19 protein-coding genes are annotated in these 25,071 nt (G+C 71.1%); 11 read left to right on the top strand and 8 right to left on the bottom strand.

The window, feature by feature from the left end; genetic code table 11:
- Nucleotides 1-88 precede the first annotated feature (88 nt).
- Both SVTN_RS10875 and SVTN_RS10870 read right to left on the bottom strand, forming a co-directional pair.
- Nucleotides 89-1,006 (bottom strand): phosphatase PAP2 family protein, encoded by a 918-nt coding sequence (locus tag SVTN_RS10875; protein WP_041128908.1) that lies wholly within the window; start codon nucleotides 1,004-1,006, stop codon nucleotides 89-91.
- A 75-nt stretch (nucleotides 1,007-1,081) separates the two neighbouring features.
- Nucleotides 1,082-2,116, bottom strand: coding sequence for a LacI family DNA-binding transcriptional regulator (locus SVTN_RS10870; protein ID WP_041128907.1), 1,035 nt, complete (start codon nucleotides 2,114-2,116; stop codon nucleotides 1,082-1,084).
- A 336-nt stretch (nucleotides 2,117-2,452) separates the two neighbouring features.
- On the opposite strand from SVTN_RS10870, the gene SVTN_RS10865 reads away from it, so the two are divergent.
- The 7 genes from SVTN_RS10865 to pulA all read left to right on the top strand — a co-directional run bounded on the left by SVTN_RS10865 (nucleotide 2,453) and on the right by pulA (nucleotide 15,576).
- Complete coding sequence (locus SVTN_RS10865; RefSeq protein ID WP_041128906.1) at nucleotides 2,453-3,727, top strand: extracellular solute-binding protein; 1,275 nt, start codon at nucleotides 2,453-2,455, stop codon at nucleotides 3,725-3,727.
- Nucleotides 3,728-3,746: 19 nt separating this feature from the next.
- Nucleotides 3,747-4,760, top strand: coding sequence for a carbohydrate ABC transporter permease (locus SVTN_RS10860; RefSeq protein WP_041128905.1), 1,014 nt, complete (start codon nucleotides 3,747-3,749; stop codon nucleotides 4,758-4,760).
- The gene (locus SVTN_RS10855) at nucleotides 4,754-5,626 is read left to right on the top strand and encodes a sugar ABC transporter permease (protein WP_041133771.1); all 873 of its coding nucleotides are present in this window, start codon (nucleotides 4,754-4,756) and stop codon (nucleotides 5,624-5,626) included. The genes SVTN_RS10860 and SVTN_RS10855 overlap by 7 nt, the downstream gene beginning before the upstream one ends.
- A 54-nt stretch (nucleotides 5,627-5,680) precedes the next feature.
- On the top strand, nucleotides 5,681-7,354 hold the full coding sequence (locus SVTN_RS10850) for a glycoside hydrolase family 13 protein (RefSeq protein ID WP_041128904.1): 1,674 nt from the start codon (nucleotides 5,681-5,683) through the stop codon (nucleotides 7,352-7,354).
- A complete protein-coding gene (locus SVTN_RS10845; protein ID WP_041128903.1) occupies nucleotides 7,342-8,421 on the top strand; it encodes a LacI family DNA-binding transcriptional regulator in 1,080 nt (359 codons plus the stop codon). The genes SVTN_RS10850 and SVTN_RS10845 overlap by 13 nt, the downstream gene beginning before the upstream one ends.
- A gap of 122 nt (nucleotides 8,422-8,543) precedes the next feature.
- Nucleotides 8,544-10,232 carry a carbohydrate-binding module family 20 domain-containing protein gene (locus SVTN_RS10840; RefSeq protein WP_041128902.1) on the top strand — a complete coding sequence of 563 codons (1,689 nt, stop codon included), beginning with the start codon at nucleotides 8,544-8,546 and terminating at the stop codon, nucleotides 10,230-10,232.
- A 55-nt stretch (nucleotides 10,233-10,287) separates the two neighbouring features.
- Nucleotides 10,288-15,576: a pullulanase-type alpha-1,6-glucosidase gene (gene pulA, locus SVTN_RS10835; RefSeq protein WP_041128901.1), complete on the top strand. Its 5,289-nt coding sequence runs from the start codon at nucleotides 10,288-10,290 to the stop codon at nucleotides 15,574-15,576.
- Nucleotides 15,577-15,618: 42 nt separating this feature from the next.
- Here the strand turns inward: pulA and SVTN_RS10830 are convergent, their stop codons facing one another.
- On the bottom strand, nucleotides 15,619-16,131 hold the full coding sequence (locus tag SVTN_RS10830) for a GNAT family N-acetyltransferase (protein WP_041133770.1): 513 nt from the start codon (nucleotides 16,129-16,131) through the stop codon (nucleotides 15,619-15,621).
- 66 nt (nucleotides 16,132-16,197) lie between these two features.
- On the opposite strand from SVTN_RS10830, the gene SVTN_RS10825 reads away from it, so the two are divergent.
- On the top strand, nucleotides 16,198-16,530 hold the full coding sequence (locus SVTN_RS10825; protein WP_041128900.1) for a 5-carboxymethyl-2-hydroxymuconate Delta-isomerase: 333 nt from the start codon (nucleotides 16,198-16,200) through the stop codon (nucleotides 16,528-16,530).
- On the opposite strand, the gene SVTN_RS10820 is transcribed toward SVTN_RS10825, so the two are convergent.
- Nucleotides 16,515-17,228, bottom strand: coding sequence for a TetR/AcrR family transcriptional regulator (locus SVTN_RS10820; protein WP_041128899.1), 714 nt, complete (start codon nucleotides 17,226-17,228; stop codon nucleotides 16,515-16,517). The genes SVTN_RS10825 and SVTN_RS10820 overlap by 16 nt on opposite strands.
- A 37-nt stretch (nucleotides 17,229-17,265) precedes the next feature.
- Here SVTN_RS10820 and SVTN_RS10815 point away from each other — a divergent pair, with 37 nt between their 5' ends.
- Nucleotides 17,266-17,721 (top strand): hypothetical protein, encoded by a 456-nt coding sequence (locus tag SVTN_RS10815; protein WP_041128898.1) that lies wholly within the window; start codon nucleotides 17,266-17,268, stop codon nucleotides 17,719-17,721.
- A 24-nt stretch (nucleotides 17,722-17,745) separates the two neighbouring features.
- Here the strand turns inward: SVTN_RS10815 and SVTN_RS10810 are convergent, their stop codons facing one another.
- Both SVTN_RS10810 and SVTN_RS10805 read right to left on the bottom strand, forming a co-directional pair.
- Nucleotides 17,746-18,798 carry a PDR/VanB family oxidoreductase gene (locus tag SVTN_RS10810; protein ID WP_041128897.1) on the bottom strand — a complete coding sequence of 351 codons (1,053 nt, stop codon included), beginning with the start codon at nucleotides 18,796-18,798 and terminating at the stop codon, nucleotides 17,746-17,748.
- Nucleotides 18,798-19,682, bottom strand: coding sequence for a metal-dependent hydrolase (locus SVTN_RS10805; protein ID WP_041128896.1), 885 nt, complete (start codon nucleotides 19,680-19,682; stop codon nucleotides 18,798-18,800). Before SVTN_RS10805 ends, SVTN_RS10810 begins: the two co-directional genes overlap by 1 nt.
- A gap of 234 nt (nucleotides 19,683-19,916) precedes the next feature.
- Here SVTN_RS10805 and SVTN_RS10800 point away from each other — a divergent pair, with 234 nt between their 5' ends.
- Both SVTN_RS10800 and SVTN_RS10795 read left to right on the top strand, forming a co-directional pair.
- Nucleotides 19,917-20,639, top strand: coding sequence for a hypothetical protein (locus tag SVTN_RS10800; RefSeq protein ID WP_159026434.1), 723 nt, complete (start codon nucleotides 19,917-19,919; stop codon nucleotides 20,637-20,639).
- A 95-nt stretch (nucleotides 20,640-20,734) separates the two neighbouring features.
- On the top strand, nucleotides 20,735-21,544 hold the full coding sequence (locus SVTN_RS10795) for a hypothetical protein (RefSeq protein WP_041128894.1): 810 nt from the start codon (nucleotides 20,735-20,737) through the stop codon (nucleotides 21,542-21,544).
- A 122-nt stretch (nucleotides 21,545-21,666) separates the two neighbouring features.
- On the opposite strand, the gene SVTN_RS10790 is transcribed toward SVTN_RS10795, so the two are convergent.
- Complete coding sequence (locus SVTN_RS10790; RefSeq protein WP_041128893.1) at nucleotides 21,667-24,096, bottom strand: hypothetical protein; 2,430 nt, start codon at nucleotides 24,094-24,096, stop codon at nucleotides 21,667-21,669.
- 57 nt (nucleotides 24,097-24,153) lie between these two features.
- Nucleotides 24,154-24,954: a tyrosine-protein phosphatase gene (locus SVTN_RS10785; protein WP_041128892.1), complete on the bottom strand. Its 801-nt coding sequence runs from the start codon at nucleotides 24,952-24,954 to the stop codon at nucleotides 24,154-24,156.
- Nucleotides 24,955-25,071 lie beyond the last annotated feature (117 nt).

The following is a 25,071-nucleotide window of genomic DNA, read 5'->3' as shown; positions in this document are numbered from 1 at the left end:
ATCACGTACCGGGACTGACGGGCGGCCGGATCACGTACCGGGACGGCCGGGCGGCCGGATCACGTACAGGAGCTGACCGGAGGCCGGGTCACTTGCCGGAGCCGACCGGCTCCTCGGCCGTTTCCTTCTCACGGTCCGTCCCCGCGTCCGCCGGGGGCGGACCGCTCCGCTGCGGGGTCGACGCCGCCGGCTCCACCAGCTTCGGCAGCCGGTGCGGGCGGGAGCCGTACCAGAAGTAGGAGACGGCGAAGCCGAAGGAGAGGCAGAGCATGCCGCCGACCGCGTCCATCCAGAAGTGGTTGGCGGTGGAGACGATGACGACGAGGGTCGCCGCCGGGTAGAGCAGGCCGAGGATCTTCGCCCAGGGCGCCCGGGCGAGCAGGAAGATGGTCACTCCGCACCAGAGCGACCAGCCGATGTGCATCGACGGCATCGCCGCGTACTGGTTCGACACGTGCTTGAGGTTGCCCGAGGCCATCGAGCCCCAGGTGTGGTGGACCAGCACGGTGTCGACGAAGTTCTGGCCGTCCATGAGCCGGGGCGGCGCGAGCGGGTACAGGTAGTAACCGACCAGGGCCACGGCGGTGGTGGCGAACAGGACCGTGCGGAACGCCGCGTAACGGCCCGGATGCCATCGGTACAGCCACACGAGCACACCGATGGTCACGATGAAGTGCAGCGTGGCGTAGTAGTAGTTCATCGAGACGATCAGCCACGTCACCGAGTTCACGGCATGGTTGACGGCGTGCTCGAAGGCGAGGCCGAGGGACTGCTCGGTCTTCCAGATCCAGTCGGCGTTCCTGAGCGCCTCGGCCTTCTGCTCCGGCACCGCGTTGCGCGTGAGCGAGTACACCCAGTAGCTCACCGCGATGAGCACGATCTCGAACCAGATCGTCGGGCGCCGGGGCGTGTGCGCGCGCAGCCGCGCGAACCGGCCCTCGTCGGCCACGATGGGTGACGACGGGGTCGTCCGGCTGTCCAAGCTCTTCACGGTCGTTTCACCCATAGCGAGAGAGTCTGCCAGATCCCGTTCCCCCGACCGATCATCCCTCGGTCGGGTGCCGGGTGCACCCGCTCCACCTCAGGAAGGAGTGCGGGAGGACGCCGGAGCCGATGCGGTCGAACCGCGAACGACCAGCTCAGGCATGAAGACGAACTCGGAGTGCGGGGCGGGGGTGCCCCCGACCTCCTCCAGGAGCGCGCGGACCGCGGCCTGCCCCATCGCCTGCACCGGCTGCCGGATCGTGGTCAGCGGCGGATCGGTGAACGCTATGAGCGGAGAGTCGTCGAAGCCGACGACCGAGACGTCCCGGGGGACGTCGAGACCCTGCTGCCGGGCCGCCCGGATCGCGCCGAGCGCCATCATGTCGCTCGCGCAGACGACCGCCGTGCAGCCGCGGGAGATCAGCGCCCCGGCCGCGGCCTGGCCGCCCTCCAGGGTGTAGAGGGAGTGCTGGATCAGCGCCTCGGACTCCTCGGGGGCCAGGCCGAGCCGCTCCTGCATGCCCTGCTGGAAGCCCTCTATCTTGCGCAGCACCGGCACGAACCGCTTCGGGCCGACGGCCAGGCCGATCCGGGTGTGGCCGAGCGCGGCCAGGTGCGTCACGGCGAGGCGCATCGCCGCCCGGTCGTCGGGCGAGACGAACGGCGCCTGGACCTTGGGGGAGAAGCCGTTGAGGAGGACGTACGGGACGCCCTTGCCGCGCAGCTGGTCGTAGCGCGTCATGTCGGCGGTGGTGTCGGCGTGCAGTCCGGAGACGAAGATGATGCCGGCGACGCCCCGCTCCACCAGCATGTCGGTGAGCTCGTCCTCGGTGGACCCGCCGGGGGTCTGGGTGGCGAGGACCGGCGTGTACCCCTGCCGGGTCAGGGCCTGCCCGATGACCTGGGCGAGGGCGGGGAAGATCGGGTTGTCCAGCTCGGGGGTGATGAGGCCGACGAGCCCCGCGCTGCGCTGGCGCAGCCGTACGGGCCGCTCGTAGCCGAGCACGTCGAGCGCGGCAAGGACGGACTCGCGGGTGGCGGCGGCCACACCCGGCTTGCCGTTGAGCACGCGGCTGACTGTGGCCTCACTGACCCCCGCCTGGGCTGCGATGTCTGAGAGCCGCGCGGTCATGAACGTGGACTGTACCGGTCACGGGGCGTATTGCCCACTGCCACCCCACGTACCGTCACCGCAGGTCCCTTGCGCAAGCTCTTGCAGTCCTTGCGGGCGCCTTGCGGGGGCATTCGGGCGGGAAAAGGGGCCGACCGCCCCTGTCAAGCGATCCTTCGGCAACCTTCGGGACACGCGAATGTAACGATCGCCGGGTCTTGCAGAAAGTTCTCGCAAGGTCTTTCGGCGCGTTTTCATCCCTGTTACGTTCCTGGCAACCCGGAGCGCCGCGAGGGAGCGGTCGCATGAGGAAGGTTCCAGCCCCTCGTCACCCCCGGGATCATCGAAGGAGTTCACATGCGGCGTGGCATAGCGGCTACCGCGCTGGTCGCGGCCCTGGGCGTGACCCTGGCGGCGTGCGGCGGCAGCGACAGCGGTTCCAGCGGTTCGAAGGGCTCGGGCGAGCTCTCCGGCACCGTGACCTGGTGGGACACCTCCACGGTCGGCTCCGAGGACAAGGTCTTCAAGAAGGTCGCCGAGGACTTCACCAAGGCGCACCCCAAGGTCACCGTCAAGTACGTGAACGTGCCCTTCGGTGAGGCGCAGAACAAGTTCAAGAACGCCGCGCAGTCCGGCTCCGGCGCGCCCGACGTCATCCGCTCCGAGGTCGCCTGGACCCCCGAGTTCGCCGACCTCGGCTACCTCGCCCCGCTGGACGGCACCGCCGCCCTCAAGAACCAGGACGACTTCCTCAAGCAGGCCGCGGCCTCCACCAAGTACAAGGGCAAGACCTACGCCGTCCCGCAGGTCATCGACTCCATGGGCATCTTCTACAACAAGAAGATCTTCAAGGAGGCCGGCGTCCAGGTCCCCAAGACCGTCGACGAGCTCAAGGCCGTCTCCGCCAAGATCAAGCAGAAGACCGGCAAGACCGGCCTGTACCTGCGCGGCGACGACGCCTACTGGTTCCTCTCCTTCCTGTACGGCGAGGGCGGCGACCTGGTCGACGCCCCCAACAAGAAGGTCACCATCGACAGCCCGGCCGGCGTGAAGGCCTTCAAGGTCGTCAAGGACCTGGTGGACTCCGGCGCGGCCAAGACGGACGCGACCGACGGCTGGAACAACATGCAGACCGCCTTCAAGGAAGGCAAGGTCGCCATGATGATCAACGGCCCGTGGGCCGTCGCCGACACCTACGCCGGCAAGGAGTTCGCCGACAAGGCCAACCTGGGCATCGCCCCGGTCCCGGCCGGCTCGGCCGGCCAGGGCGCCCCGCAGGGCGGCCACAACCTCGCCGTCTACGCGGGCTCCAAGAACCTCGACGCCTCCTACGCCTTCGCCGAGTACATGACCTCGGCCGAGACCCAGGCGAAGATCTCCAAGGAGCTCAGCCTCCTCCCCACCCGTGAGTCGGTCTACCTCAAGTCGGACGTCGCGCTGAACGAGCAGATCGCCTTCTTCAAGCCGGTCGTCGACAAGGCCGTCGAGCGCCCCTGGATCCCGGAGACCGGCAGCCTCTTCGCGCCGCTCGTCACCGAGTACACCAAGGTCCTGACCGGCCAGACCACCCCGGAGAAGGGAGCCAAGACGGTCGGCGACGGCTACCGCAAGCTCCTGAAGGACTGGAAGTAACAGGAAGGCAGGCCGGCTGATGGCCGTGGACACCACCGGCCAGTCGGTGGCGAAGGCCGCGGGCGACCACGTCGCCCGCGGCCGGAGCCGCGGAACTGGCAAGTCGCGGGGCGCGGCGAAGCGCTCCCTCTCCACCCACTGGTACGCCTGGGCGATGGTCGCCCCGGTGACCGTGGTGATCGCCGTGATCATCGGCTACCCGCTGGTCCGCGGCATCTACCTGTCGCTGACCGACGCCAACGAGCGGAACGTCGCGCGGTCGATCGGTGTCAACCAGATCCCGGCCACCTACGAGTTCGTCGGTCTGGACAACTACACCGACGCGCTCACCGGCAGCCAGTTCCTCGGGACCCTCGGCTGGACGATCGTCTGGACCGTGTCCTGCGTGGCCCTGACCTTCGCCCTCGGCCTCGGCCTCGCCAACATCCTGAACCGCAGGATCGCCGGCCGCTCCGCCTACCGGCTGCTGCTGATCCTGCCCTGGGCCGTGCCCGGCTTCGTCTCCGTCTTCGCCTGGCGCTTCCTCTACAACCAGGACAACGGCCTGCTCAACAAGGTCCTCGCGGGCGGCGGCATCGACGCCGTCCCGTGGCTCAACGACCCCACCTGGGCCAAGCTCTCGGTCATCGCGACCAACGTCTGGCTCGGCGTGCCGTTCATGATGGTCGCCCTCCTCGGCGGACTCCAGTCCATCCCCGGCGAGCTGTACGAGGCCGCCGAGATGGACGGCGCCAACCCCTGGCAGCGCTTCCGGCACATCACCATGCCGGGGCTGCGGTCCGTCAGCACCACCGTGATCCTGCTGAGCACCATCTGGACCTTCAACATGTTCCCGGTGATCTTCCTGCTCACCCGGGGCGGGCCCGGCGAGGCCACCCAGATCCTCGTCACCCAGGCCTACAAGTTCTCCTTCGAGGTCAGCCCGCGCGACTTCGCCCAGTCGTCCACGTGGGGCGTGCTCATCCTGGTCCTCCTGATGGTCTTCGCCGCGTTCTACCAGCGCGTCCTCCGCAAGCAGGGAGAAGTCTGGTGACCACCACGACCCCCACCCCCCAGGCCCTGAACACCCCGGTCCGGGGGCGTCGCTCCCCGCTCGCCTCGGTCGGCCTGCACGTCACGCTGATCGTGGCGTCCGTGATCGCCGTCTTCCCGGTCCTGTGGGTGCTGCTGACCTCGCTGAAGCCCGCGAAGTTCGCCACCACCACGGACTTCTTCAAAGAGACGACGTTCGAGAACTACACGAACCTGCTGAACGACACCCCGTTCCTCACCTGGTTCGGCAACTCGCTGCTCGTCGCGGGACTCACCACCGTCGTCGGCGTGTTCATCTCCGCCACCACGGGCTACGCCGTCAGCCGCTTCCGGTTCCCCGGCAAGCGCGGCCTGATGTGGACGCTGCTCGTCACCCAGATGTTCCCGGTCGCCGTCCTGATCGTGCCGATCTACAACATCATGGCGTCGATGGGCCTGCTCAACCAGCCGGCCGGCCTGGTCATCACGTACCTGACCATCGCCGTCCCGTTCTGCGCCTGGATGATGAAGGGCTTCTTCGACACCATCCCGCGCGAGATCGACGAGTCCGGCTACGTCGACGGCCTCACCCCCTTCGGCACCTTCTGGCGGCTCATCCTGCCGCTCGCCAAGCCGGGCATCGCCGTCACCGCCTTCTACTCCTTCATCACCGCCTGGGGCGAGGTCGCCTACGCCTCCGCCTTCATGGTCGGCGACGAGAACCTCACGCTCGCCGGCGGACTCCAGAAGTTCGTCAACCAGTACGGCGCCCAGTGGGGCCCGATGTCCGCGGCCTCCGTGCTCATCGCCGTCCCCGCCGCCCTGGTGTTCCTCTTCGCCCAGCGCCACCTCGTCACCGGCATGTCGGCCGGCGCCGTCAAGGGCTGATCCCGGCTGCGTCCGGCCGAACCCCTCCCCATGTCCTTACGACCCAAGGAAGACATGACCCAGCACCTCGCCACCCCCGCCGCCGCCCCGACCACCGGCACGCACACGGGCTGGTGGAGAGACGCGGTGATCTACCAGGTCTACCCGCGCTCCTTCGCCGACGGCAACGGCGACGGCATGGGCGACCTGGAGGGCATCCGCAGCCGGCTGCCGTACCTCAAGGAGCTCGGCGTCGACGCCGTCTGGCTCTCCCCGTTCTACGCCTCGCCGCAGGCCGACGCCGGCTACGACGTCGCCGACTACCGGGCCATCGACCCCATGTTCGGCTCGCTCCTCGACGCCGACGCCCTGATCCGCGAGGCCCACGAACTGGGCCTGCGCATCATCGTCGACCTGGTCCCCAACCACTCCTCCGACCAGCACGAGTGGTTCCAGCGCGCCCTGCGCGAGGGCCCCGGCTCGGTGCTCCGCGAGCGCTACCACTTCCGCCCCGGCCAGGGCGCGAACGGCGAACTCCCGCCCAACGACTGGGAGTCCATCTTCGGCGGCCCCGCCTGGACCCGTACGGAGAACCCGGACGGCACCCCCGGCGACTGGTACCTCCACCTCTTCGCCCCTGAGCAGCCCGACTTCAACTGGGAACACCCCGCCGTCCGCGACGAGTTCCGCTCCATCCTGCGCTTCTGGCTCGACATGGGCGTCGACGGCTTCCGCGTCGACGTCGCCCACGGCCTCGTCAAGGCCGCCGGCCTCCCGGACATCGGCGCCCACGACCAGCTGAAGCTGCTCGGCAACGACGTCATGCCCTTCTTCGACCAGGACGGCGTCCACGAGATCTACCGCTCCTGGCGGCGGATCCTCGCCGAGTACGACGGGGAGCGCATCCTCGTCGCCGAGGCCTGGACCCCCACCGTCGACCGCACCGCCAACTACGTGCGCCCCGACGAGATGCACCAGGCCTTCAACTTCCAGTACCTGGGCACCCACTGGGACGCCGCCGAACTCCGCGCCGTCATCGACGCCTCCCTCGACGCGATGCGCCCGGTCGGCGCCCCCACCACCTGGGTGCTGTCCAACCACGATGTCACCCGGCACGCCACCCGCTTCGCCAACCCGGCGGGCCTCGGCACCCAGCTCCGCGAGGCCGGCGACCGCGAACTCGGCCTGCGCCGCGCCCGCGCCGCGACCCTCCTCATGCTGGCCCTGCCCGGCTCCGCGTACGTCTACCAGGGCGAGGAGCTCGGCCTCCCGGACGTCACCGACCTGCCCGACGAGGTCCGCCAGGACCCGTCGTTCTGGCGGGCCAGCGGCCAGGACGGCTTCCGCGACGGCTGCCGCGTGCCGATCCCGTGGACCGTCGAGGGCTCCTCGTACGGCTTCGGCGACGGCGGCTCCTGGCTGCCGCAGCCCGCGACCTGGAGCGCCCTGAGCGTCGAGGCGCAGACCGGCGACCCCGGCTCCACCCTGGAGCTCTACCGCAGCGCCCTCGCCGTCCGGCGCGAGCGCCCCGAACTCGGTGCGGGCGACGCCGTCGAGTGGCTGGAGGCACCCGAGGGTGTGCTCTCCTTCCGCCGCGACGGCTTCGTCTGCACCGCCAACACCACCGGCCGGGCCATCACCGTCCCGCTGCCCGGCCGGTATCTCCTCTCCAACGAGGAGGTGGACGGCTCCGCCGTGGAGGGGACGGTGGAGCTGCCCGCCGACACCACCGTCTGGTGGGCGGTGTGACGATCCCCCTGCCGCGGGGCGCCGGGAACGGCGCCCCGCGGCTCGCGGACATCGCGGCCCAGTCCGGGGTCAGCGAGGCCACCGTCAGCCGCGTCCTCAACGGCAAGGCGGGGGTGGCCGGCGCGACCCGGCACAAGGTGCTCGCGGCCCTCGACGTGCTCGGCTACGAGCGTCCCGTACGGCTCAAACGCCGCAGCGCGGGCCTCGTCGGGCTCGTCGTGCCCGAGCTGACCAACCCGATCTTCCCGGCCTTCGCGCAGGTCGTCGAACAGGTCCTCGCCGGGCACGGCTACACCCCGGTGCTCTGCACCCAGATGCCCGGCGGCGCCACCGAGGACGAGCTCGTCGAACAGCTCGTGGAGCGCGGGGTGGCCGGCATCGTCTTCCTCTCCGGGCTGCACGCCGACGCCACCGCCGACCCCGCCCGCTACGCCAGGCTGTCGGACCGGGGCGTCCCGTACGTCCTCATCAACGGCTACAACGAGCACATCGACGCCAACTTCGTCTCCCCGGACGACCGGGCCGCGGCCCGGATGGCCGTCCGGCACCTGGTCGAGCTGGGCCACGAGCGGATCGGCCTCGCCATCGGCCCCACCCGCTACGTGCCCTCGCGCCGCAAGGCCGAGGGCTTCACCGCCGAGCTGTACGAGCTCCTCGGCGTCGACCGCACCGAGGCCGAACGGTTCATCAGGCCCACGCTCTTCGGCGTCGAGGGCGGGCACGCGGCCGCCGAGATCCTGCTCCGCGAGGGCTGCACGGGCATCGTCTGCGGCTCCGACCTGATGGCGCTCGGCGTCATCCGGGCCGTCCGCGCCCGCGGCCTCGACGTGCCCGGCGACGTCTCCGTCGTCGGCTTCGACGACTCCCCGCTCATCGCCTTCACCAGCCCCCCGCTCTCCACCGTGCGCCAGCCCGTGCAGGCCATGGCGACGGCGGCCGTCGGCGCGCTCCTGGAGGAGATCGAGGGGAACCCGGTGCAGCGCACGGAGTTCGTCTTCCAGCCGGAGCTGGTCGTGCGCGGTTCCACCGCACAGCCGCCCGGCCGGCTCCCGCAAGTCCTTTCGTAACAAGTTGCGTCGGGGTGTCCGGAGGGTTGACCGGGCGCCGGGGCACTCGTACGGTCACGGCTGAAAACAGTTGCTGAACCTTTCGGCAACTTCTTGCGACAGTGAAGTCAGCAGGAGGAAGCATGGCCAGAAAGACCGTGGCCGCTGCACTCGCCCTCGTGGCGGGAGCCGCTGTGGCCGTCACGGGCAACGCCCCGGCGCAGGCCGCCCCGCCCGGCGTGAAGGACGTCACCGCGGTGATGTTCGAATGGAACTTCGCCTCCGTCGCCCGGGAGTGCACCGACCGCCTCGGCCCCGCCGGATACGGATACGTCCAGGTCTCCCCGCCCCAGGAACACCTCCAGGGCAGCCAGTGGTGGACCTCGTACCAGCCGGTCAGCTACAAGATCGCCGGACGCCTCGGCGACCGCACCGCCTTCAAGAACATGATCGACACCTGCCACGCGGCGGGGGTCAAGGTCGTCGCCGACTCCGTCATCAACCACATGGCGAACGGATCGGGCACGGGAACGGGCGGGACCCCGTTCTCCAAGTACGACTACCCCGGCCTCTACTCGGGCGCCGACATGGACGACTGCCGGGCCACCATCTCCAACTACCAGGACCGCGCCAACGTCCAGAACTGCGAACTGGTCCAGCTCCCCGACCTCGACACGGGCGAGGACTACGTCCGCGGGAAGATAGCCGGCTACCTCAACGACCTGGCCTCCCTCGGCGTCGACGGCTTCCGCATCGACGCCGCCAAGCACATGCCGGCCACCGACCTCGCCAACATCAAGTCGCGCCTGACGAACCCGAACGTCTTCTGGAAGCAGGAGGCCATCTACGGCGCCGGCGAGGCCGTCCAGCCCAGCGAGTACCTCGGCAACGGCGACGTCCAGGAGTTCCGCTACGCCCGCGACCTCAAGCGCGTCCTGCAGAACGAGAAGCTCGCCTACCTCAAGAACTTCGGCGAGGCCTGGGGCTACATGCCCTCCGACCGGTCCGGCGTCTTCGTCGACAACCACGACACCGAGCGCGGCGGCGACACCCTCAACTACAAGGACGGCGCGAACTACACCCTCGCCTCCGTCTTCATGCTCGCCTGGCCCTACGGCTCCCCGGACGTCCACTCCGGCTACGAGTGGACCGACAAGGACGCGGGCCCGCCCAACAACGGTCAGGTGAACGCCTGCTACACCGACGGCTGGAAGTGCCAGCACGCCTGGCGCGAGATCTCCTCCATGGTGGCCTTCCGCAACACCGCCCGCGGGCAGGCCGTCACCGACTGGTGGGACAACGGCAACAACGCGATCGCGTTCGGCCGCGGCTCCAAGGCGTACGTGGCGATCAACCACGAGTCCTCCGCCCTCACCCGCACCTTCCAGACCTCCCTCGCCGCCGGCACCTACTGCGACGTGCAGTCGAACACCCCGGTCACCGTCGGCACGAACGGCCAGTTCACCGCCACCCTCGCCGCGAACACCGCCGTCGCCCTCCACACCGGCGCCATGAACTGCGGCACCACCCAGCCCGCCACCGCCGGCGCGTCCTTCAACGTCAACGCCACCACGGTCACCGGCCAGAACATCTACGTCACCGGCAACCGCGCCGAGCTCGGCAACTGGGCCCCCGCCTCCGCCCTCAAGCTCGACCCGGCCGCGTACCCCGTCTGGAAGCTGACGGTGAACCTGCCCGCCGGAACGGCCTTCGAGTACAAGTACCTCCGCAAGGACGCGGCCGGGAACGTGACCTGGGAGTCCGGTGCCAACCGCACCGCGACCGTGCCCGTCTCGGGCCAGATCGTCCTGAACGACACCTTCCGCAACTGACGTCCCCCGTCCCCCTCTCCAGGGACCTTTCAGGGACTTTCCAGGGAGCACCCCCGTGATACCCAAGAGAACGGCGGTCGCGCTGGCCGCCGCCCTGTGTGCCGCCCTCGTGCCCGCCGTCCCCGCGACGGCGGCACCCCGGCCGCCCGCCCCGCCCTCCGACAAGGCCCTCGCCGCCCAGCCCGCCCGCCAGGACCTCACCCGCGAGCAGTTCTACTTCGTCCTGCCCGACCGCTTCGCCAACGGCGACACCGGAAACGACCGCGGCGGCCTCACCGGCAGCCGCACGGAGACCGGCTTCGACCCGAGCGACAAGGGCTTCTACCAGGGCGGCGACCTCAAGGGCCTCACCGAGCGGCTCGACTACATCAAGGGCCTCGGCACCACCGCCATCTGGATGGCGCCGATCTTCAAGAACCGGCCCGTGCAGGGCACCGGCAAGGACGCGAGCGCCGGCTACCACGGCTACTGGATCACCGACTTCACCCAGGTCGACCCGCACTTCGGGACCAACGAGGACCTGGAGCGGCTGATCGCCGCCGCCCACGCCAAGGGCATGAAGGTCTTCTTCGACGTCATCACCAACCACACCGCCGACACCGTCGACTACGCGGAGAAGAAGTACGGCTACCGCCCCAAGGGCGCCTACCCGTACCTCGACGCCTCGGGCCGCCCCTTCGACGACCGTACGAAGATCGGGAAGGTCGACGCGGACTCCTTCCCGTACACGCCGACGACGACCGGAGGGAAGGTCCCGTCCTGGCTGAACGACCCGACGATGTACCACAACCGGGGCGACTCCACCTGGGCCGGGGAGTCCGCCGAGTACGGCGACTTCGTCGGCCTCGACGACCTGTGGACCGAGCGCCCCGAGGTCGTCGAGGGCATGAAGAAGATCTACGAGAAGTGGGTCCGGGACTTCCGAATCGACGGTTTCCGCATCGACACCGTCAAGCACGTGAACCTGGACTTCTGGACCCAGTGGGCCACCGCCCTGGACAAGTACGCGGCCGAGCAGGGCCGTGAGGACTTCTTCATGTTCGGCGAGGTCTACTCCGCCGACACCGCCGTCACCTCCCCGTACGTCACCCGGGGCCGGCTCGACGCCACCCTCGACTTCCCCTTCCAGGACGCGGCCCGCGCCTTCGCCTCCCAGGGCGCCGGAGCCGACCGCCTCGCCAAGGTCTTCGCCGAGGACTACCGGTACACCACCGACAAGGCCAACGCCTACGAGCAGGTGACCTTCCTCGGCAACCACGACATGGGCCGCATCGGCACGTTCCTGAAGCAGGACAACCCGAACGCCTCCGACGAGGAACTCGTCCGCCGCGACCGGCTCGCCAACGAGCTGATGTTCCTCTCCCGGGGCAACCCGGTGATCTACTACGGCGACGAGCAGGGCTTCACGGGCCCCGGCGGCGACAAGGACGCCCGCCAGACCCTCTTCGCCTCGAAGACCGCCGACTACCTCGACGACGACCAGCTCGGCACCGACCGCACGCACGCCTCCGACGCGTACGACACCACGCACCCCCTGTACCGCTCGATCGCCGCGCTCTCGAAGCTCACGCGGGAGAACCCTGCCCTCCGCGACGGCGTCCAGCAGGAGCGTCACGCCGAGGGCTCCGTCTACGCCTTCACCCGTACGGACCCGAAGACGCGCACCGAGTACCTGGTCGCCGTCAACGGCGCCACCGAGCCGAAGACCGTCACCGTCCCCGTCGACTCCGCCGCCTTCCGCACCCTGTACGGGGGTCAGGGCGCCGTCACGGCCGTCGACGGCAAGGTGACCGTCACCGTCCCCGCCCTCTCCTCCCTGGTCCTCAAGGCCGACGCCCCGCTGCCCGCCCCGGCGGCCCAGCCCACCGTGACGCTCAAGGCCCCGGCCGCCGGCTCCACCGGCACCGTCGAGCTCTCCGCCGACGTCACCGGCGGCGGCCTGAACCGGGTCGTCTTCGCCGCCCAGGTCGGCGACGGCCGCTGGCAGACCCTCGGCACCGCCGACCACACCCCCTACAAGGTCACCCAGCACGTCACCGCCCCCGCCGGCACCGCCCTGCGCTACAAGGCCGTCGTCGTGGACAGCACGGGCCGCACCGCGAGCGCCCTCGCCGCCACCACGGCCGGCGCGCCCCCGGCCCCGGAGAAGCCGGTCGCCGTCGAGCGGGCGTACGCCGTCGTGCACTACAAGCGCGCGGACGGGAACTACGACGGCTGGAAGCTGAAGGCCGCGGGCCAGGAAGCCGCCTTCACCGGCCGCGACGCCTTCGGCGCCTTCGCCTGGGTGAAGGTCCCCGAGGGCGCCTCCACCGTCACGTACACCGTCGAGAAGGACGGCACCGCCGACGGCCCGCAGCGCGGCATCACCCTCGGCCGCACCGGCGAGGTCTGGATCACGCAGGGCTCCGACGGCCAGTCCGACACGAACCCGGCCCCCGCCACCCCGGACAAGACCAAGGCCGTCATCCACTACAAGCGCGAGGACGGCGACTACGACGGCTGGGGCCTCCACCTGTGGACCGGCGCCGCCCAGCCCACCGACTGGTCACGGCCGCTGATGCCGACGCGCGTCGACGCGTACGGCGCGGTCTACGAGGTGCCGCTGGCGGACGGCGCGAGCTCCCTCTCGTACATCCTCCACAAGGGCGACCAGAAGGACCTGCCCACCGACCAGTCCCTCGACCTCTCCACGTACGGGACCGAGGTCTGGCTCCTGGCCGGACAGCCGAAGTACCTCCTCCCCACCACCGGCGGCACCCCGAACCTCGACCTCGGCAAGGCCGAGGCCCAGTGGATCGACCGGAACACCGTCGTCTGGAAGGTGAAGAGCACCGACGCCACCAGCCAGCAGTTGGTGTACGCCGAGGACGGCGGGATCACCGTCACCGACGGCGCCCTCAGCGACGAGGGCCGCTGGCTCCGCCTCACCCCGTCCGCGCTCACCGACGCCCAGAAGGCGAAGTTCCCGCACCTCGCCGCGTACCCCGCCTTCACCGTCGACCCGCGCGACGCCGACCGGGTCCGGGACTCCCTGCGCGGCCAGCTGATCGCCACCCAGCGCGCCGCCAACGGCGCCCTGCTCGCCGCCACCGGCGTCCAGACCGCCGGCGTCCTCGACGACCTGTACGCGGCGAAGGCCACGCAGGCGCAGCTCGGCCCGGTCTTCCGGCACGGCCGCCCCACCCTCTCCCTCTGGGCCCCCACCGCCCGGTCCGTCGCCCTCGAACTCGACGGGAAGACCGTGCCCATGCGGCGCGACGCCGCCTCCGGCGTCTGGTCGGTCACCGGCCCGCGCGACTGGGCGGGCAAGCCGTACCGGTACGTCGTGAAGGTCTGGGCACCCAGCGTCCAGAAGGTCGTCGAGAACCGGGTCACCGACCCCTACTCCACCGCCCTCACCACCGACTCCGCCCGCAGCCTCGCCGTCGACCTCACCGACCCGAAGCTCGCACCCGTCGGTTGGAAGGAGCTGAAGAAGCCCGCCGCCGTACCGCTGCGGGACGCCCAGATCCAGGAACTCCACATCCGGGACTTCTCGATCGCCGATCCCACGGCGAAGGCCGACCACCGGGGCACCTACCTCGCCTTCACCGACAAGAACAGCAAGGGCTCGGAACACCTGAAGGCGCTCGCCGCCTCCGGCACCTCCTACGTCCACCTCCTCCCGGCCTTCGACCTCGGCACCGTCCCCGAGAAGAAGTCGGACCGGACCACCCCCGCCTGCGACCTCAAGGTCTACGCCCCGGACTCGGCGGAACAGCAGGCGTGCGTGACCGCCGCCGCGGCCGAGGACGCCTACAACTGGGGCTACGACCCGCTGCACTACACGGTTCCGGAGGGTTCCTACTCCACCGACCCCGAAGGCACCCGCCGCACGGTCGAGTTCCGGCAGATGGTCCAGGCCCTCAACGGCGACGGACTGCGCACCGTCATGGACGTCGTCTACAACCACACCGTCGCCGCCGGACAGTCCGACAAGTCCGTCCTCGACAGGATCGTCCCCGGCTACTACCAGCGCCTCCAGGCCGACGGCTCCGTCGCCACCTCCACCTGCTGCGCCAACACCGCGCCCGAGAACGCGATGATGGGCAAGCTCGTGGTCGACTCGATCGTCACGTGGGCGAAGCAGTACAAGGTCGACGGCTTCCGCTTCGACCTCATGGGCCACCACCCGAAGGCCAACATCCTGGCGGTGCGCCACGCCCTGGACGAGCTGACCCTTGAGAAGGACGGCGTCGACGGAAAGTCGATCATCCTCTACGGCGAGGGCTGGAACTTCGGCGAGATCGCCGACGACGCCCGCTTCGTCCAGGCCACCCAGAAGAACATGGCCGGCACCGGCATCGCGACCTTCTCCGACCGGGCCCGCGACGCCGTGCGCGGCGGAGGCCCCTTCGACGAGGACCCGGGCGTCCAGGGCTTCGCGAGCGGCCTGTACACCGACCCCAACACGTCGACGTCCAACGGCACCCCGGCCGAACAGAAGGCCCGCCTCCTGCACTACCAGGACCTCATCAAGGTCGGCCTGAGCGGCAACCTCGCCGACTACACCTTCACCGACACCTCGGGCCGTACGGTCAAGGGCAGCCAGGTCGACTACAACGGCGCCCCCGCCGGGTACGCCGCCGCCCCCGGCGACGCCCTCGCCTACACCGACGCCCACGACAACGAGTCGCTGTACGACGCGCTGGCGTTCAAGCTCCCGGCGGGCACGTCTCCGGCCGACCGCGCCCGCATGCAGGTCCTGGCCATGGCGACGGCGACCCTCTCGCAGGGCCCGGCCCTGTCCCAGGCGGGCAGCGACCTGCTGCGCTCCAAGTCCCTGGACCGCAACTCCTTCGACAGCGGCGACTGGTTCAACGCGATCCACTGGGACTGCCGCGACGGCAACGGCTTCGGCCGGGGCCTGCCCCCTGCCGCCGACAACAAGTCCAAGTGGTCCTACGCCAAGCCCCTCCTGGCGAACCCGTCCCTCACGGTCGGCTGCGCCCAGATCGACGGCGCCTCCGCCGCCTACCGGGACCTGCAGAAGATCCGCACCACCGAGCCGGTCTTCTCCCTGGCCACGACCGACCGGGTCCAGGAGGCCCTGTCCTTCCCGCTCTCCGGCCGCGACGAGACGCCGGGCGTGATCACGATGCGCCTGGGTGACCTGGTGATCGTCCTCAACGCGACCCCGGCGAGCACCTCGCAGAAGGTCGCCGACCTCGCCGGGAAGGGTTACCACCTGCACCCGGTCCAGGCGGGCGGCTCGGACCAGGTGGTGAAGTCGTCCACGTACGACTCGACCACGGGCACCTTCACGGTCCCGGCCCGGACGGTGGCGGTCTTCAAGGCCTCGTAGGCCTTCGAGGCGAGCCGGTCACAGGCCCTGGCGTGGCGGTGCTCACGCCAGGGCCTTCTCCATCAGCCGCACCGCGTACACCCGGCCGTCGGCCCCCACCTTCTCCAGGTGCGGGCCGACGGCCGCATACCCGGCCCCCTCGTAGTACGTCCCCAGGACCGGATTGCGCGCCTCGCAGTCAAGGCGCGCCAGCGACCGGCCCGAGGCCGCGATCCGGTCCTCCGCGTGCGCGAGCAGCACCCGCCCCGCACCGGCGGGCGCCGCCTCCCGGTCGGTCATCAGCCGGTGCACGTACCCGGCCACCGGCGGCTGCGGCCCCCAGACCTCCCGGTCCTCCCACCACAGCTCGTACGCGCCGACCGCCCGATCCCCGTGGGACGCGATCCAGACCTCGCCCTCCGCGATCCGCGTACGGAAGTGCTCGGGGCCCCGGGCCCCCGGCTTCCACTGGTCTATCCCGCTGCGCACCATCCAGCGGGCCACCCCGTCGAACATTCCCGCCAGAAGGTCGAGATCGCGTTCGTCCGCCTGCCGGAAGGTCACTTGTGTCGTCATGGCGATCACCGTAAAGGTGTGGCCAGACATCCGACAGAAAAATCCTTTTGGCCAGGAGCGACCCCCATGCCGCAGATCACCGTCGACTACTCCGCGCCCCTCGACCGGCGCGGCTTCGCGCGCGCCCTGCACCCCATCGTCGTGGAGACGGTCGACGCCTCGCTCGACGCCTGCAAGACCCGGTTCCGGGAGGTCGAGGAGTTCGTCGTCGGCGACGGAGCGACCGATGACGTCATCGTGCACGTCGACATCGCCCTGCTGGCCGGCCGTACGGACGAGGCCAAGGCGCGGCTCTCGGACGCCGTTCTCGCCCTGCTGCCCGCGTACCTCAAGGCGAAGGAGGGCGTCCACCTCTCCGTCGAGGTCCACGACCTCGACGGTTCCTACCGCAAGCGCTGATCGGGTACGTGGGGCACGAGGGCCGAGAGCCTGGCCACCAGGTCCCCGAAGGGGCCGTCGGCCGGCTCGTCGGCGAGGATGCCGACCAGGATCTCCGCCATGTCCGGGTCGTACGCGGCACTCACCGCCGCCAGCGCCGCGAAGTCGTGCACGAGCTGGAGCTCCAGCTCGGCGCGCGGCACCCGGCGGCCGTCCAGCCAGAGGAGCGCCGTCGACTCGGCGAGCGACACCCAGGAGCGGACGACCAGTTCGAGCCGAGCGGAGGGCTTCTCGACCTCCAGGTGGGCGAGGATCTGCTCGTACGCGGCCTGCCGGACCTCGTCGATCATCGCGTTCGTCGTGGACGAGCCGACGGCGGGCCCGCCGCGCATCAGCGCCGCGAAGCCGGGCCCGTGGTCGTCGACGAAGTCGAAGAACCGGCCCATCACCCGCAGCAGCCGCGGCCCGAGCGGCCCGCGTGCCGGTTCCACGAACCGGGCCGCCAGTTCGTCCGCCGCCCGCCGCAGCGCGGCCTCGTAGAGGCTCTGCTTGCCGGGGAAGTAGTGGTAGACCAGCGGCCGCGAGATGCCCGCGGCCGCGGCGATCTCGTCGATGGAGACCTCGTCGGGAGAGCGGTGGCTGAAGAGTTCGAGGGCCACCCCGATCAACTGCTGCTTGCGCTCCTCGACGCCCATCCTGCGGCGTACCCCGGTCGTCATACGAACAGCCTAACCGCGTCCGTTACGCTCCTGCCCCATGAGCGCTGCCGACCAGGACATCCCGAAGGCCGAGGCCCCGGAGGCCGATGAGCCCCAGGAGGCCGAAGAGGCCCAGGAAAACCCCGACTCCCTTGAGGCGGAAGAGGAGTCCCCGGAGTCCTCAAAGCCTTCGGAGTCCCCGGAGTCCCCGGAGTCCTCGGAGTCCTCGGAGTCCCCGGAGTCCGAGGCGTCTGCCGGCGGGCTCACCCCGAAGCAGGCGCGGCGGCTGCGCGTCGCCGCCGCGTCCGTGCTCCTGGTCGCCCTGGCCGTGGTGCTGGTCATCCGGCTCGCGAGCCGTACGTCCGTCCTGGTCGTCGGCGTGTACGGACTCGCCATGATCCTCTGCGGGATCGTGATCGAACTCTCCCGCAACGGCCGCACGCGACTGGGCACCTGGCTCCTGGCGGGCGGCCTTCTCACGGCACTGGCCCTGGACTGGCTGGTCCTGCCGTAGCCCTCGTCAGAGGTCTCAGAGGTCTCAGAGGTCGAGGACGAGCCGCTTCCCCGCGCAGCGCGAGACGCAGATCAGCATCGAGTCGTCCCGCTCCTCGTCGGTGAGCAGCTCGTCCCGGTGGTCGATCTCGCCCTCCAGGACCCGCTGTTGGCAGGTCCCGCAGAAGCCCTGTTGGCAGGAGTATGTGATCCCCGGCAGCTCCTCGCGTACGGCCGACAGGAGCGACTGGTCGGCCGCCACCGTCAACGTACGCCCGGAGCGGCGCAGTTCGACCTCGAAGGCGGTGCCGCCGGTCGTCGCGGCGGCGGTGAAGCGTTCGAGCCGGGGCGCCCGGCCCTCGGGCATCGCCGCGCCGACCGCGTCCATCAGACCGTCGGGCCCGCAGCAGTAGACGGCGGTCTCGGCGGGGAGCCGACCGAGGAACTCCAGGTCGGGGAAGCCGGATTCGTCCTCGGCGACGACCGTCACGCGCTCGCCGCCGAGCCGTTCGACCTCCGCCAGGTACGGCATGGTGGCCCGGCTCCGCCCGCAGTACACGAGCCGCCAGTCCGCCCCGGCCGCCTCGGCGGCGCGCAGCATGGGCAGGACCGGGGTGATGCCGATGCCGCCGGCGACGAAGACGTACGCGGGGGAGCCGACGAGCGGGAAGCGGTTGCGGGGCCCCCGGATCTCGATCTCCACGCCCTCGTGGAGCTGCTCGTGCACCTCGCGCGAGCCGCCGCGCCCGTCCTCGATGAGGCGGGTGGCGACGGTGTACGTGTCCGTCGCGGCCGGATCGCCGCAGAGCGAGTACTGCCGGACGAGCCCCGAGGGCAGGACGAGGTCGACGTGGGCGCCCGGCTGCCAGGCGGGCAGACCAGCGCCCTCCAGGCGCAGTTCGACGACGCCCTCGGCGGGTGTGGTGCGGCCGGTGACCAGGACCTTGCGGGGGACGGTGCTGCCCCGCCCGTACCCGGAGACGGGGGTGTCGAGGGCGGGCATCGGCCAGAGCGGGGCGGTGGACATGCGGCTGCGGACGGCGCGGCGGACGAGCAGCGCGGCTCCGGCGACGAGGGCGACGGTGGTGAGGCGGGGCATCAGCGGCCTCCGTTGGCGCCGGGGGAGGAGGCCAGGTAGGCCATGGCCTGCGCGGTGTTCCCCTCCTGGGAGGGGTGGTAGGCGCGGCTGAGGTAGCGGGGTATGGAGCGCAGCATGGCCGGGGTGGAGGGCAGGACGCCCTGCCGCCCCTTGCGGACGAAGTCCGCGAAGGAGGCCTTCGGGTTGACGAGACCGGGGTCGTTCTCCATGAAGAAGCGGATGCCCCGCTGCCAGAGGAAGACGAGCGCGGAGAAGGCGAGCGCCCAGGTGCGGGCGCGGCGCCGGTAGCCGCCGTCGAGGTGCATGAAGAGCTCGAAGGCGACCGCGCGGTGCTCGACCTCCTCGGCCCCGTGCCAGCGCAGCAGGTCGAGCATGGTCGGGTCGGCGCCGACGCGGTCGAGCTCGTCGGCGTTGAGGACCCAGTCGCCGAGGAAGGCGGTGTAGTGCTCGATGGCGGCGATCAGCGCGACCCGCTCCATCAGCCACCAGCGGCGCGGCCGGCCGGGCGGCAGGGTCCGGTCCCCGAGGAGCTTCTCGAAGAACCAGTCGACCTGCGCGGTGTACGGGGTGGGGTCGAGGCCCAGCTTCCGCAGGTGCGGGAGGACGTCGTCGTGGGCCTGGGAGTGGATGGCCTCCTGGCCGATGAAGCCGATGACGTCCTCGCGCAGCCGGTCGTCGGTGATGTACGGCAGCGCCTGCTTGTAGACGTGGACGAACCAGCGCTCGCCGGCCGGGAGCAGCAGGTGCAGCACGTTGATGGTGTGCGTGGTGAAGGGGTCGCCCGGTACCCAGTGGAGCGGCGTCTCTTCCCAGTCGAAGGAGACCTTGCGGGCCTTGAGCTCGACGTGCTCCGACGCCACCGGTGCAGGCTGCGTATTAGACATGACGTCAATGTACTGAGGGGTAAGTCCGGCGAACAGGGGTGTGTGCCGAATTCTTGGAAGTGAGTCGGCCGCTCATGGGTCGGGCCGGTCATGGGCGTGGATGGATCGGCTGCCGAGGAGTGCCATCGAGGGAAGCGGTCGCGCCTGTCGCGGACCTCATGGAGCCGACAAGTCCCCCTGGTTTGAGCGTAGTTGTCGGTAGACCTTCAAATTTCGCTCGTATACCATCCGAGGATGCCGGGGGATCTGTTCGAAAGTGTCATGGGAGCAGCGGGTGACCAGCTGCTTTCGGTGATCGTCGGCGGTGCTGTCACCGCAGTGGTGGCGTACGCACGGTGGCTGGTGCTCCGCCGGTGGCCCGCCCGAAGGATCTGGCGATACGACGACGGCAACAGGCTTGTGGTCGTCGTGGCGGCGTCCGCCGAGATTCACACTGGAGAGTACGCACGGCCGACCACGGGCATCGGTCAGGTGCGAGCCATGTCCCTGCTGGTGCCGCTGCTGGTCCGGGCCTACCGGGGGATCGACCTCGAGCAGGTGCTGCTGTCCTCCCGGACGCCGGGAAGGGATCTGGAGGCGGACATGCTCACCCTGGGCGGACCGAAGAACAACGAGGTCACGTCCATGCTCCTGAAGGCGGTTCCGCAACTGCCCTTCACCGTCGACGGCAGCTCGATCCGATGGCAGGGCACTACCTATGAGGGACGCGCCGTCGGGGAGCAGGTGGTGCACGATTACGGCTACATCGTGCGTGCCCCGAATCCGTTCGCCCAGGACAAGCGGATCGTGGTGGTCGGTGGGTCCCACACCTTCGGCACGGTGGCGGCGGCCCGCTGGCTGGCGGAGAACGGGGACGCCCGGAACCTTCCCGCCGATGTCGCGGTGCTCGTCGAGGCAGAGGTCCTGCAGGATGGCCACGTCGTCAGGCCGAGGATGCTGCACACGGCGGAGATCTGAGCGTTCCCGTCGCGCCTGGACCGTCGCGGGGCATGCCTCCCTTGGGCGGGGGGCAGGTATGCCCGGAAGGGCCGACAAGTGCCATCCTGTTCGACGTGAAGATCCTCGAGCGTTCCGTGACTCCCAAGACCGGCAACCTCGACGCATGCGAGGACGGCATCGTGGTCTGCGACGGGTACGTCGCTGTCATCGACGGCGCGACCGACAAGACCGGGGCGCGTTATCGGGGTCTGACGGGTGGGCGTCACGTGATGCTCGTCCTCAGCGATGCGATTCCACGCCTTCCTCCGTCGGCCGACGCATACGCGGTGGCCGGGGCCCTCACCGACGCCGTCGCGGAGGGCCTTCCCGGCAATCTGTCGCCGGAGTTGCGGCCGAGCGCGTCCGTCACCCTCTTCTCGGCGGCCCGTCGGGAAGTGTGGCAGATCGGGGATGTGGGGTTCTGGTATCAGGGCCTCGCCCAACGACAGGAGCGCAAACAGGTCGATCTGATCAACACGGCCATGCGGGTGGCGCTTCTCAAGGCGGAAATGCTGGATGGCGCCGCAGCCGAGCAGCTTGCGGCACACGATCCAGGTCGTGAGGTGATCCTGCCGCTTCTGACCCGACAGGCACTGTTCGCCAACACTCTCCGGGCCGGGACGCTGGCCTACGCAGCCATTGACGGGCGCCCCGTGCCGCACGAGTTGATCAGGGTGGTCGGCGTCCCCTCACCCATCACAGAACTCGTCCTGGCAAGCGATGGCTATCCCGCGATCCTGCCGTCCCTCGCCGAATCCGAATCCCATCTGAAGACCCTGCTCGCGGCGGACCCGTTGTGCGTTGACGAACTGGCGGGAACCAAAGCCGTCAAACCCGGGCACAGCAGCTACGACGATCGGTCCTATCTGAGATTGGAGATCTGACGACGGCGGGCTCCCCGGTGCTACGGGACGTGCCGGTGGCCTTCGACGAGATGAGCGGCCAGGAATCCGGACACCGTCGATCAGTCTCGGATCCTGCCCGCCTGCCCGCCTGCCCGCGCGTACTAGCGCAGCGCGGCCCTCCGCGTTCCGTCCCGCAGGGTGCCGTCCAGGTCGGCCCGTGCTCCCGTCTTCGCCTTCACCGCCAGAAGCGGTCCGTTCGAGCGGCCCTTCACTCCGCCCGAGGTCTCCAGGGACGCGAAGTCAGGACTGCCCGCCGCCATCACGTACCAGCTCCCGCCCGGCGCCTGCCACAGCACGCCCGCGAGGACCCGGGGATCCCGCACCCCGCAGGCCGGCGAGCCCTCGGAGCGGGCCGCGAGCGCGGCCGGGACCTGGGGCGACGGGACCAGGAACTGGGCGAGGACCCGGCTGCCCGTGCCCCGCCAGGTCTCCGCGCGCGTGCACACCCAGGTGCCGAGCCCGGCGCCCTCCGGCAGCGGCTGCCGGGCGTACCGCCAGGCGTTCACGGAGCGCACCCCGTGCGCCCGTACCGCCGTCAACTGGCAGGCGGTCCGCGCCCAGTCCCCCCGCGCCTCCGGCCCTGTCGCGTCCACGGGCGCGGCGGGCGGCCCCCAGAGCAGCCGGGCGGGCGCCAGCTCGCCCAGGTCGGTGAGGATCCTGACCCCTCCGCGGTCCCGTACCTGAAGGGCGTTCCAGCGGGTGCAGCCGCCGGTCTGTGCGGGGCTCGGCAGGGGAGCGGTCACCCCGTCGGTGTCCCGCGCGAGCGGCCAGGGGGCCTTCGCGGGCGCGAGGAGGTCCCGTACGGCCGTCTCCCGGACCCAGGGGGCCGTCAGATAGCGGACGTTGCCCGCCGCGCGGGAGACGACGAGCGCGGCCGCGTCGGCGGTGTCGGCCGCGTCGGTGCGGGCGAAGTCGAGGGCGGCGCCCGCCGTCCCCTCGACCGGCTCCGCGTACCGCACGGCCCGCAGCCCGTCGTGGAAGAGCACGACCCGCATGGCGTCGACGCGGCCCGCGAACAGCAGCTGCGGCGGCCCCATCGGCGGCCCGACGGGAGTCCCGGGCGTGGCGGACGACCGTACGGAGTCACCGGGCCGGGCCCACACGGCGAGCGCCCGCCGCAGCAGCGCGCTGTCACCGGTCAGCCCGCCGCGCGCGGGCCACACGGAGAAGTCCTGCCGGGTCGCGCCGGGCCACACCGCCGGATCCACCCGCTTGACGGCACCGGGGTCGAGGGCGGCCTCGGCGGCGGGGTTACGGGCGTACGAGGGCGCTGCAGCACCGTTTCTGCCCCAGCCGTCACCGGGCAGCCCGAGCAGCGTCCCGCACACGACGAGCGCCACGACGGCGACGAACGCGGCCCGCGCGTGCTGCCGCCGCCGCATCAGATCGGTCGGCCGCGCCTGCAGGGCACACGGATCGAACTCGTCGGACTCCAGCAGGGCGGCACCACTGAGACGACGGGGGAGACCGGGCCCTCCGGCACCTGTTGGTTTTTCGGGCGCGACGGTCCCGGACCCGCCGTACCCTCCGGTGCCTCCGGCTCCGGCGTCGGCTCCGGGCTCCCGGGCGGCGCCTGCGGCGGCGGCACGGCCACCGGCCCTGCCCGGACCGGCCTGTTCGCCGACCCGGTCGGAGCGGCCGTCCTGGGGGCGGGCCCCGGGGGTGCCGCCGGCTCCGGCCGGGGCGCCGGACCGGCCCGGCTCACCCGTGGCCCCGCCCGGGCCCCCGGCCCCGCCGAGGGGACCAGCCCCACCCGGGACCCCGGCCCCACCCGGACCTCCAGCCGCACCAGGGCCCCCGGCACCACCCGGGCCCTCAGCTTCCCCAGGGCCCCCGGCCCTCCCGGGGCCGTCCTGTTCGCCGACCCTGGCGGGACCGTCCTTCCAGGGCTCCGTTCCGGGGGCGGACCCGGGAGTGGCCCCGGTGGCAGGAGGCTCGGTGAAGCGGTCGGTTTCGGTGAAGGCAGGGTCGTCCAGGGCGTCCGCCTCCGCCAGGGCCGCCGCCGGGTCCTCGACGCCCGCCGCCGCCAGGACGCGCAGGACCTCCGGGTCGCCCTGGCGCTCCAGGCCGCGGAGCACGTACGCCGCGCGGCCGGGGCCGGAGAGCCGGGACAGCCGCTGGTCCAGGGCGAGTTCGTCGGCGCCGCCCACCCGGGGGAAGAGCCGCAGCCCCCACACGTGCGGCAGCAGCGGCGGGAACTGCGCCCGGCGCGGCAGCGCGAGGCGCCGGAGCGGCAGCCCGGCGATCAGCGCCTGCCGCAGCACCTCGCCCCGCACGTACGCGTAGCCCGGGTCCACCGCGTCCTCGGCCTGCCGCGGCCCGGGCACGGCGGGGCCCGGGACCCGGCGGCGCGGCAGCGACCGCTGGACGAGGGCGTGCGCGGTCAGCACCCGGCGGTTGCGGCCGAGGGACGGCGGCAGGACGAGATAGGCGATGCGGACGAGCCGCGGATACCGCTCGACGAGCGCGGCCTCGGCCTGTTCGACGTCGACGGGACCCACGGGCGAGGGAACGAGATCCTGGGTGCTCACGTTCAGCAGAACGAGCGATTCTTCCGATGGTCACCCCGGCCCGCCCCCTCGGGGGGATCAGGCCGCGGTGACCGTCAGCCGCTCGCGGATCAGGTCCGTCACCTCGTCCGGGACGCCGAGCCCCTCCCGTACGTACTTCTCCATCGACCCGTGCCGGACCGCCACTTCGTCGAGCGCCGCGTCCAGGTACTCCGGCAGGACCCCGATCAGTTCGAGCGCGAGCTCGGGGTCGCCGCCCTGGGCCGTGAAGCCCTCGATCATGGGCGCGAAGGCAAGCCGTACCGCCGGGTTGACCGAGAGGTACTCGGCCCGCACGGTCTCCTCGTCCGCGCCGAGCAGCGACAGGACGACCGTCGCCGCCCAGCCCGTACGGTCCTTGCCCGCCGAACAGTGGAAGAGCAGCGGCCCGGCACCCGGGGTGCCGAGCTCGCCGAGCAGGGCGCGGTAGGAGGCGCGGGCGGAGTCGCCGGAGACGAAGGTCCGGTAGGTCCGGGCGAAGGCCGCCCTGACCCGGCCCCCGCCGAGGTGCTCCTCGGCGAGCGCCGGGTCGGCGAGCAGGGCCTTGAGACGCGCGGCGGGCGGCAGTCCGCTGCCGGCCAGGTAGTCGGCGAGGACGTCGGCGACGAGCAGCCGGGCGCCGGGCGGCAGCCGGTCGGGCCGGTCGCCGCGCTCGGTCTCCGTGCGGAAGTCGACGACGGTACGGATGCCCAGGCCGGCCACGGCGGGCTCGGCCGGGTCGAGCCGGTCGAGCTGCGCGGAACGGAGGACGAGACCGTGCCGGACGGAGCGCCCGTCACCGAGCGGCAGACCGCCGAGATCGCGGAGGTTGGCGACGGAGGTGGCGGGGATGGCGGGCATGGCGTCGACTCCTCCGATTCGTACGGGTTCCTCGACGGTAGTGGATCGCCCGGTTTCGGGCAGTTCCACACTTTTCGAGCAATGCCCCGCGCAGGACCCCCCGGGCGCCCCCGTCAC

It is taken from the genome of Streptomyces vietnamensis, assembly GCF_000830005.1.
In the GTDB taxonomy this organism is placed as follows: Bacteria; Actinomycetota; Actinomycetes; order Streptomycetales; family Streptomycetaceae; genus Streptomyces; species Streptomyces vietnamensis.
Note: the sequence above shows the minus strand (reverse complement) of the source record. Positions and strands in the feature narration are given on the sequence as shown.

Coding starts and splice junctions, on each gene's coding strand:
- SVTN_RS10875 (WP_041128908.1), bottom strand. CDS start 1,006: ATGGGTGAAACGACCGTGAAGAGCTTGGACAGCCGGACGACCCCGTCG.
- SVTN_RS10870 (WP_041128907.1), bottom strand. CDS start 2,116: ATGACCGCGCGGCTCTCAGACATCGCAGCCCAGGCGGGGGTCAGTGAG.
- SVTN_RS10865 (WP_041128906.1), top strand. CDS start 2,453: ATGCGGCGTGGCATAGCGGCTACCGCGCTGGTCGCGGCCCTGGGCGTG.
- SVTN_RS10860 (WP_041128905.1), top strand. CDS start 3,747: ATGGCCGTGGACACCACCGGCCAGTCGGTGGCGAAGGCCGCGGGCGAC.
- SVTN_RS10850 (WP_041128904.1), top strand. CDS start 5,681: ATGACCCAGCACCTCGCCACCCCCGCCGCCGCCCCGACCACCGGCACG.
- SVTN_RS10840 (WP_041128902.1), top strand. CDS start 8,544: ATGGCCAGAAAGACCGTGGCCGCTGCACTCGCCCTCGTGGCGGGAGCC.
- SVTN_RS10830 (WP_041133770.1), bottom strand. CDS start 16,131: ATGACGACACAAGTGACCTTCCGGCAGGCGGACGAACGCGATCTCGAC.
- SVTN_RS10825 (WP_041128900.1), top strand. CDS start 16,198: ATGCCGCAGATCACCGTCGACTACTCCGCGCCCCTCGACCGGCGCGGC.
- SVTN_RS10820 (WP_041128899.1), bottom strand. CDS start 17,228: ATGACGACCGGGGTACGCCGCAGGATGGGCGTCGAGGAGCGCAAGCAG.
- SVTN_RS10815 (WP_041128898.1), top strand. CDS start 17,266: ATGAGCGCTGCCGACCAGGACATCCCGAAGGCCGAGGCCCCGGAGGCC.
- SVTN_RS10810 (WP_041128897.1), bottom strand. CDS start 18,798: ATGCCCCGCCTCACCACCGTCGCCCTCGTCGCCGGAGCCGCGCTGCTC.
- SVTN_RS10805 (WP_041128896.1), bottom strand. CDS start 19,682: ATGTCTAATACGCAGCCTGCACCGGTGGCGTCGGAGCACGTCGAGCTC.
- SVTN_RS10800 (WP_159026434.1), top strand. CDS start 19,917: ATGCCGGGGGATCTGTTCGAAAGTGTCATGGGAGCAGCGGGTGACCAG.
- SVTN_RS10785 (WP_041128892.1), bottom strand. CDS start 24,954: ATGCCCGCCATCCCCGCCACCTCCGTCGCCAACCTCCGCGATCTCGGC.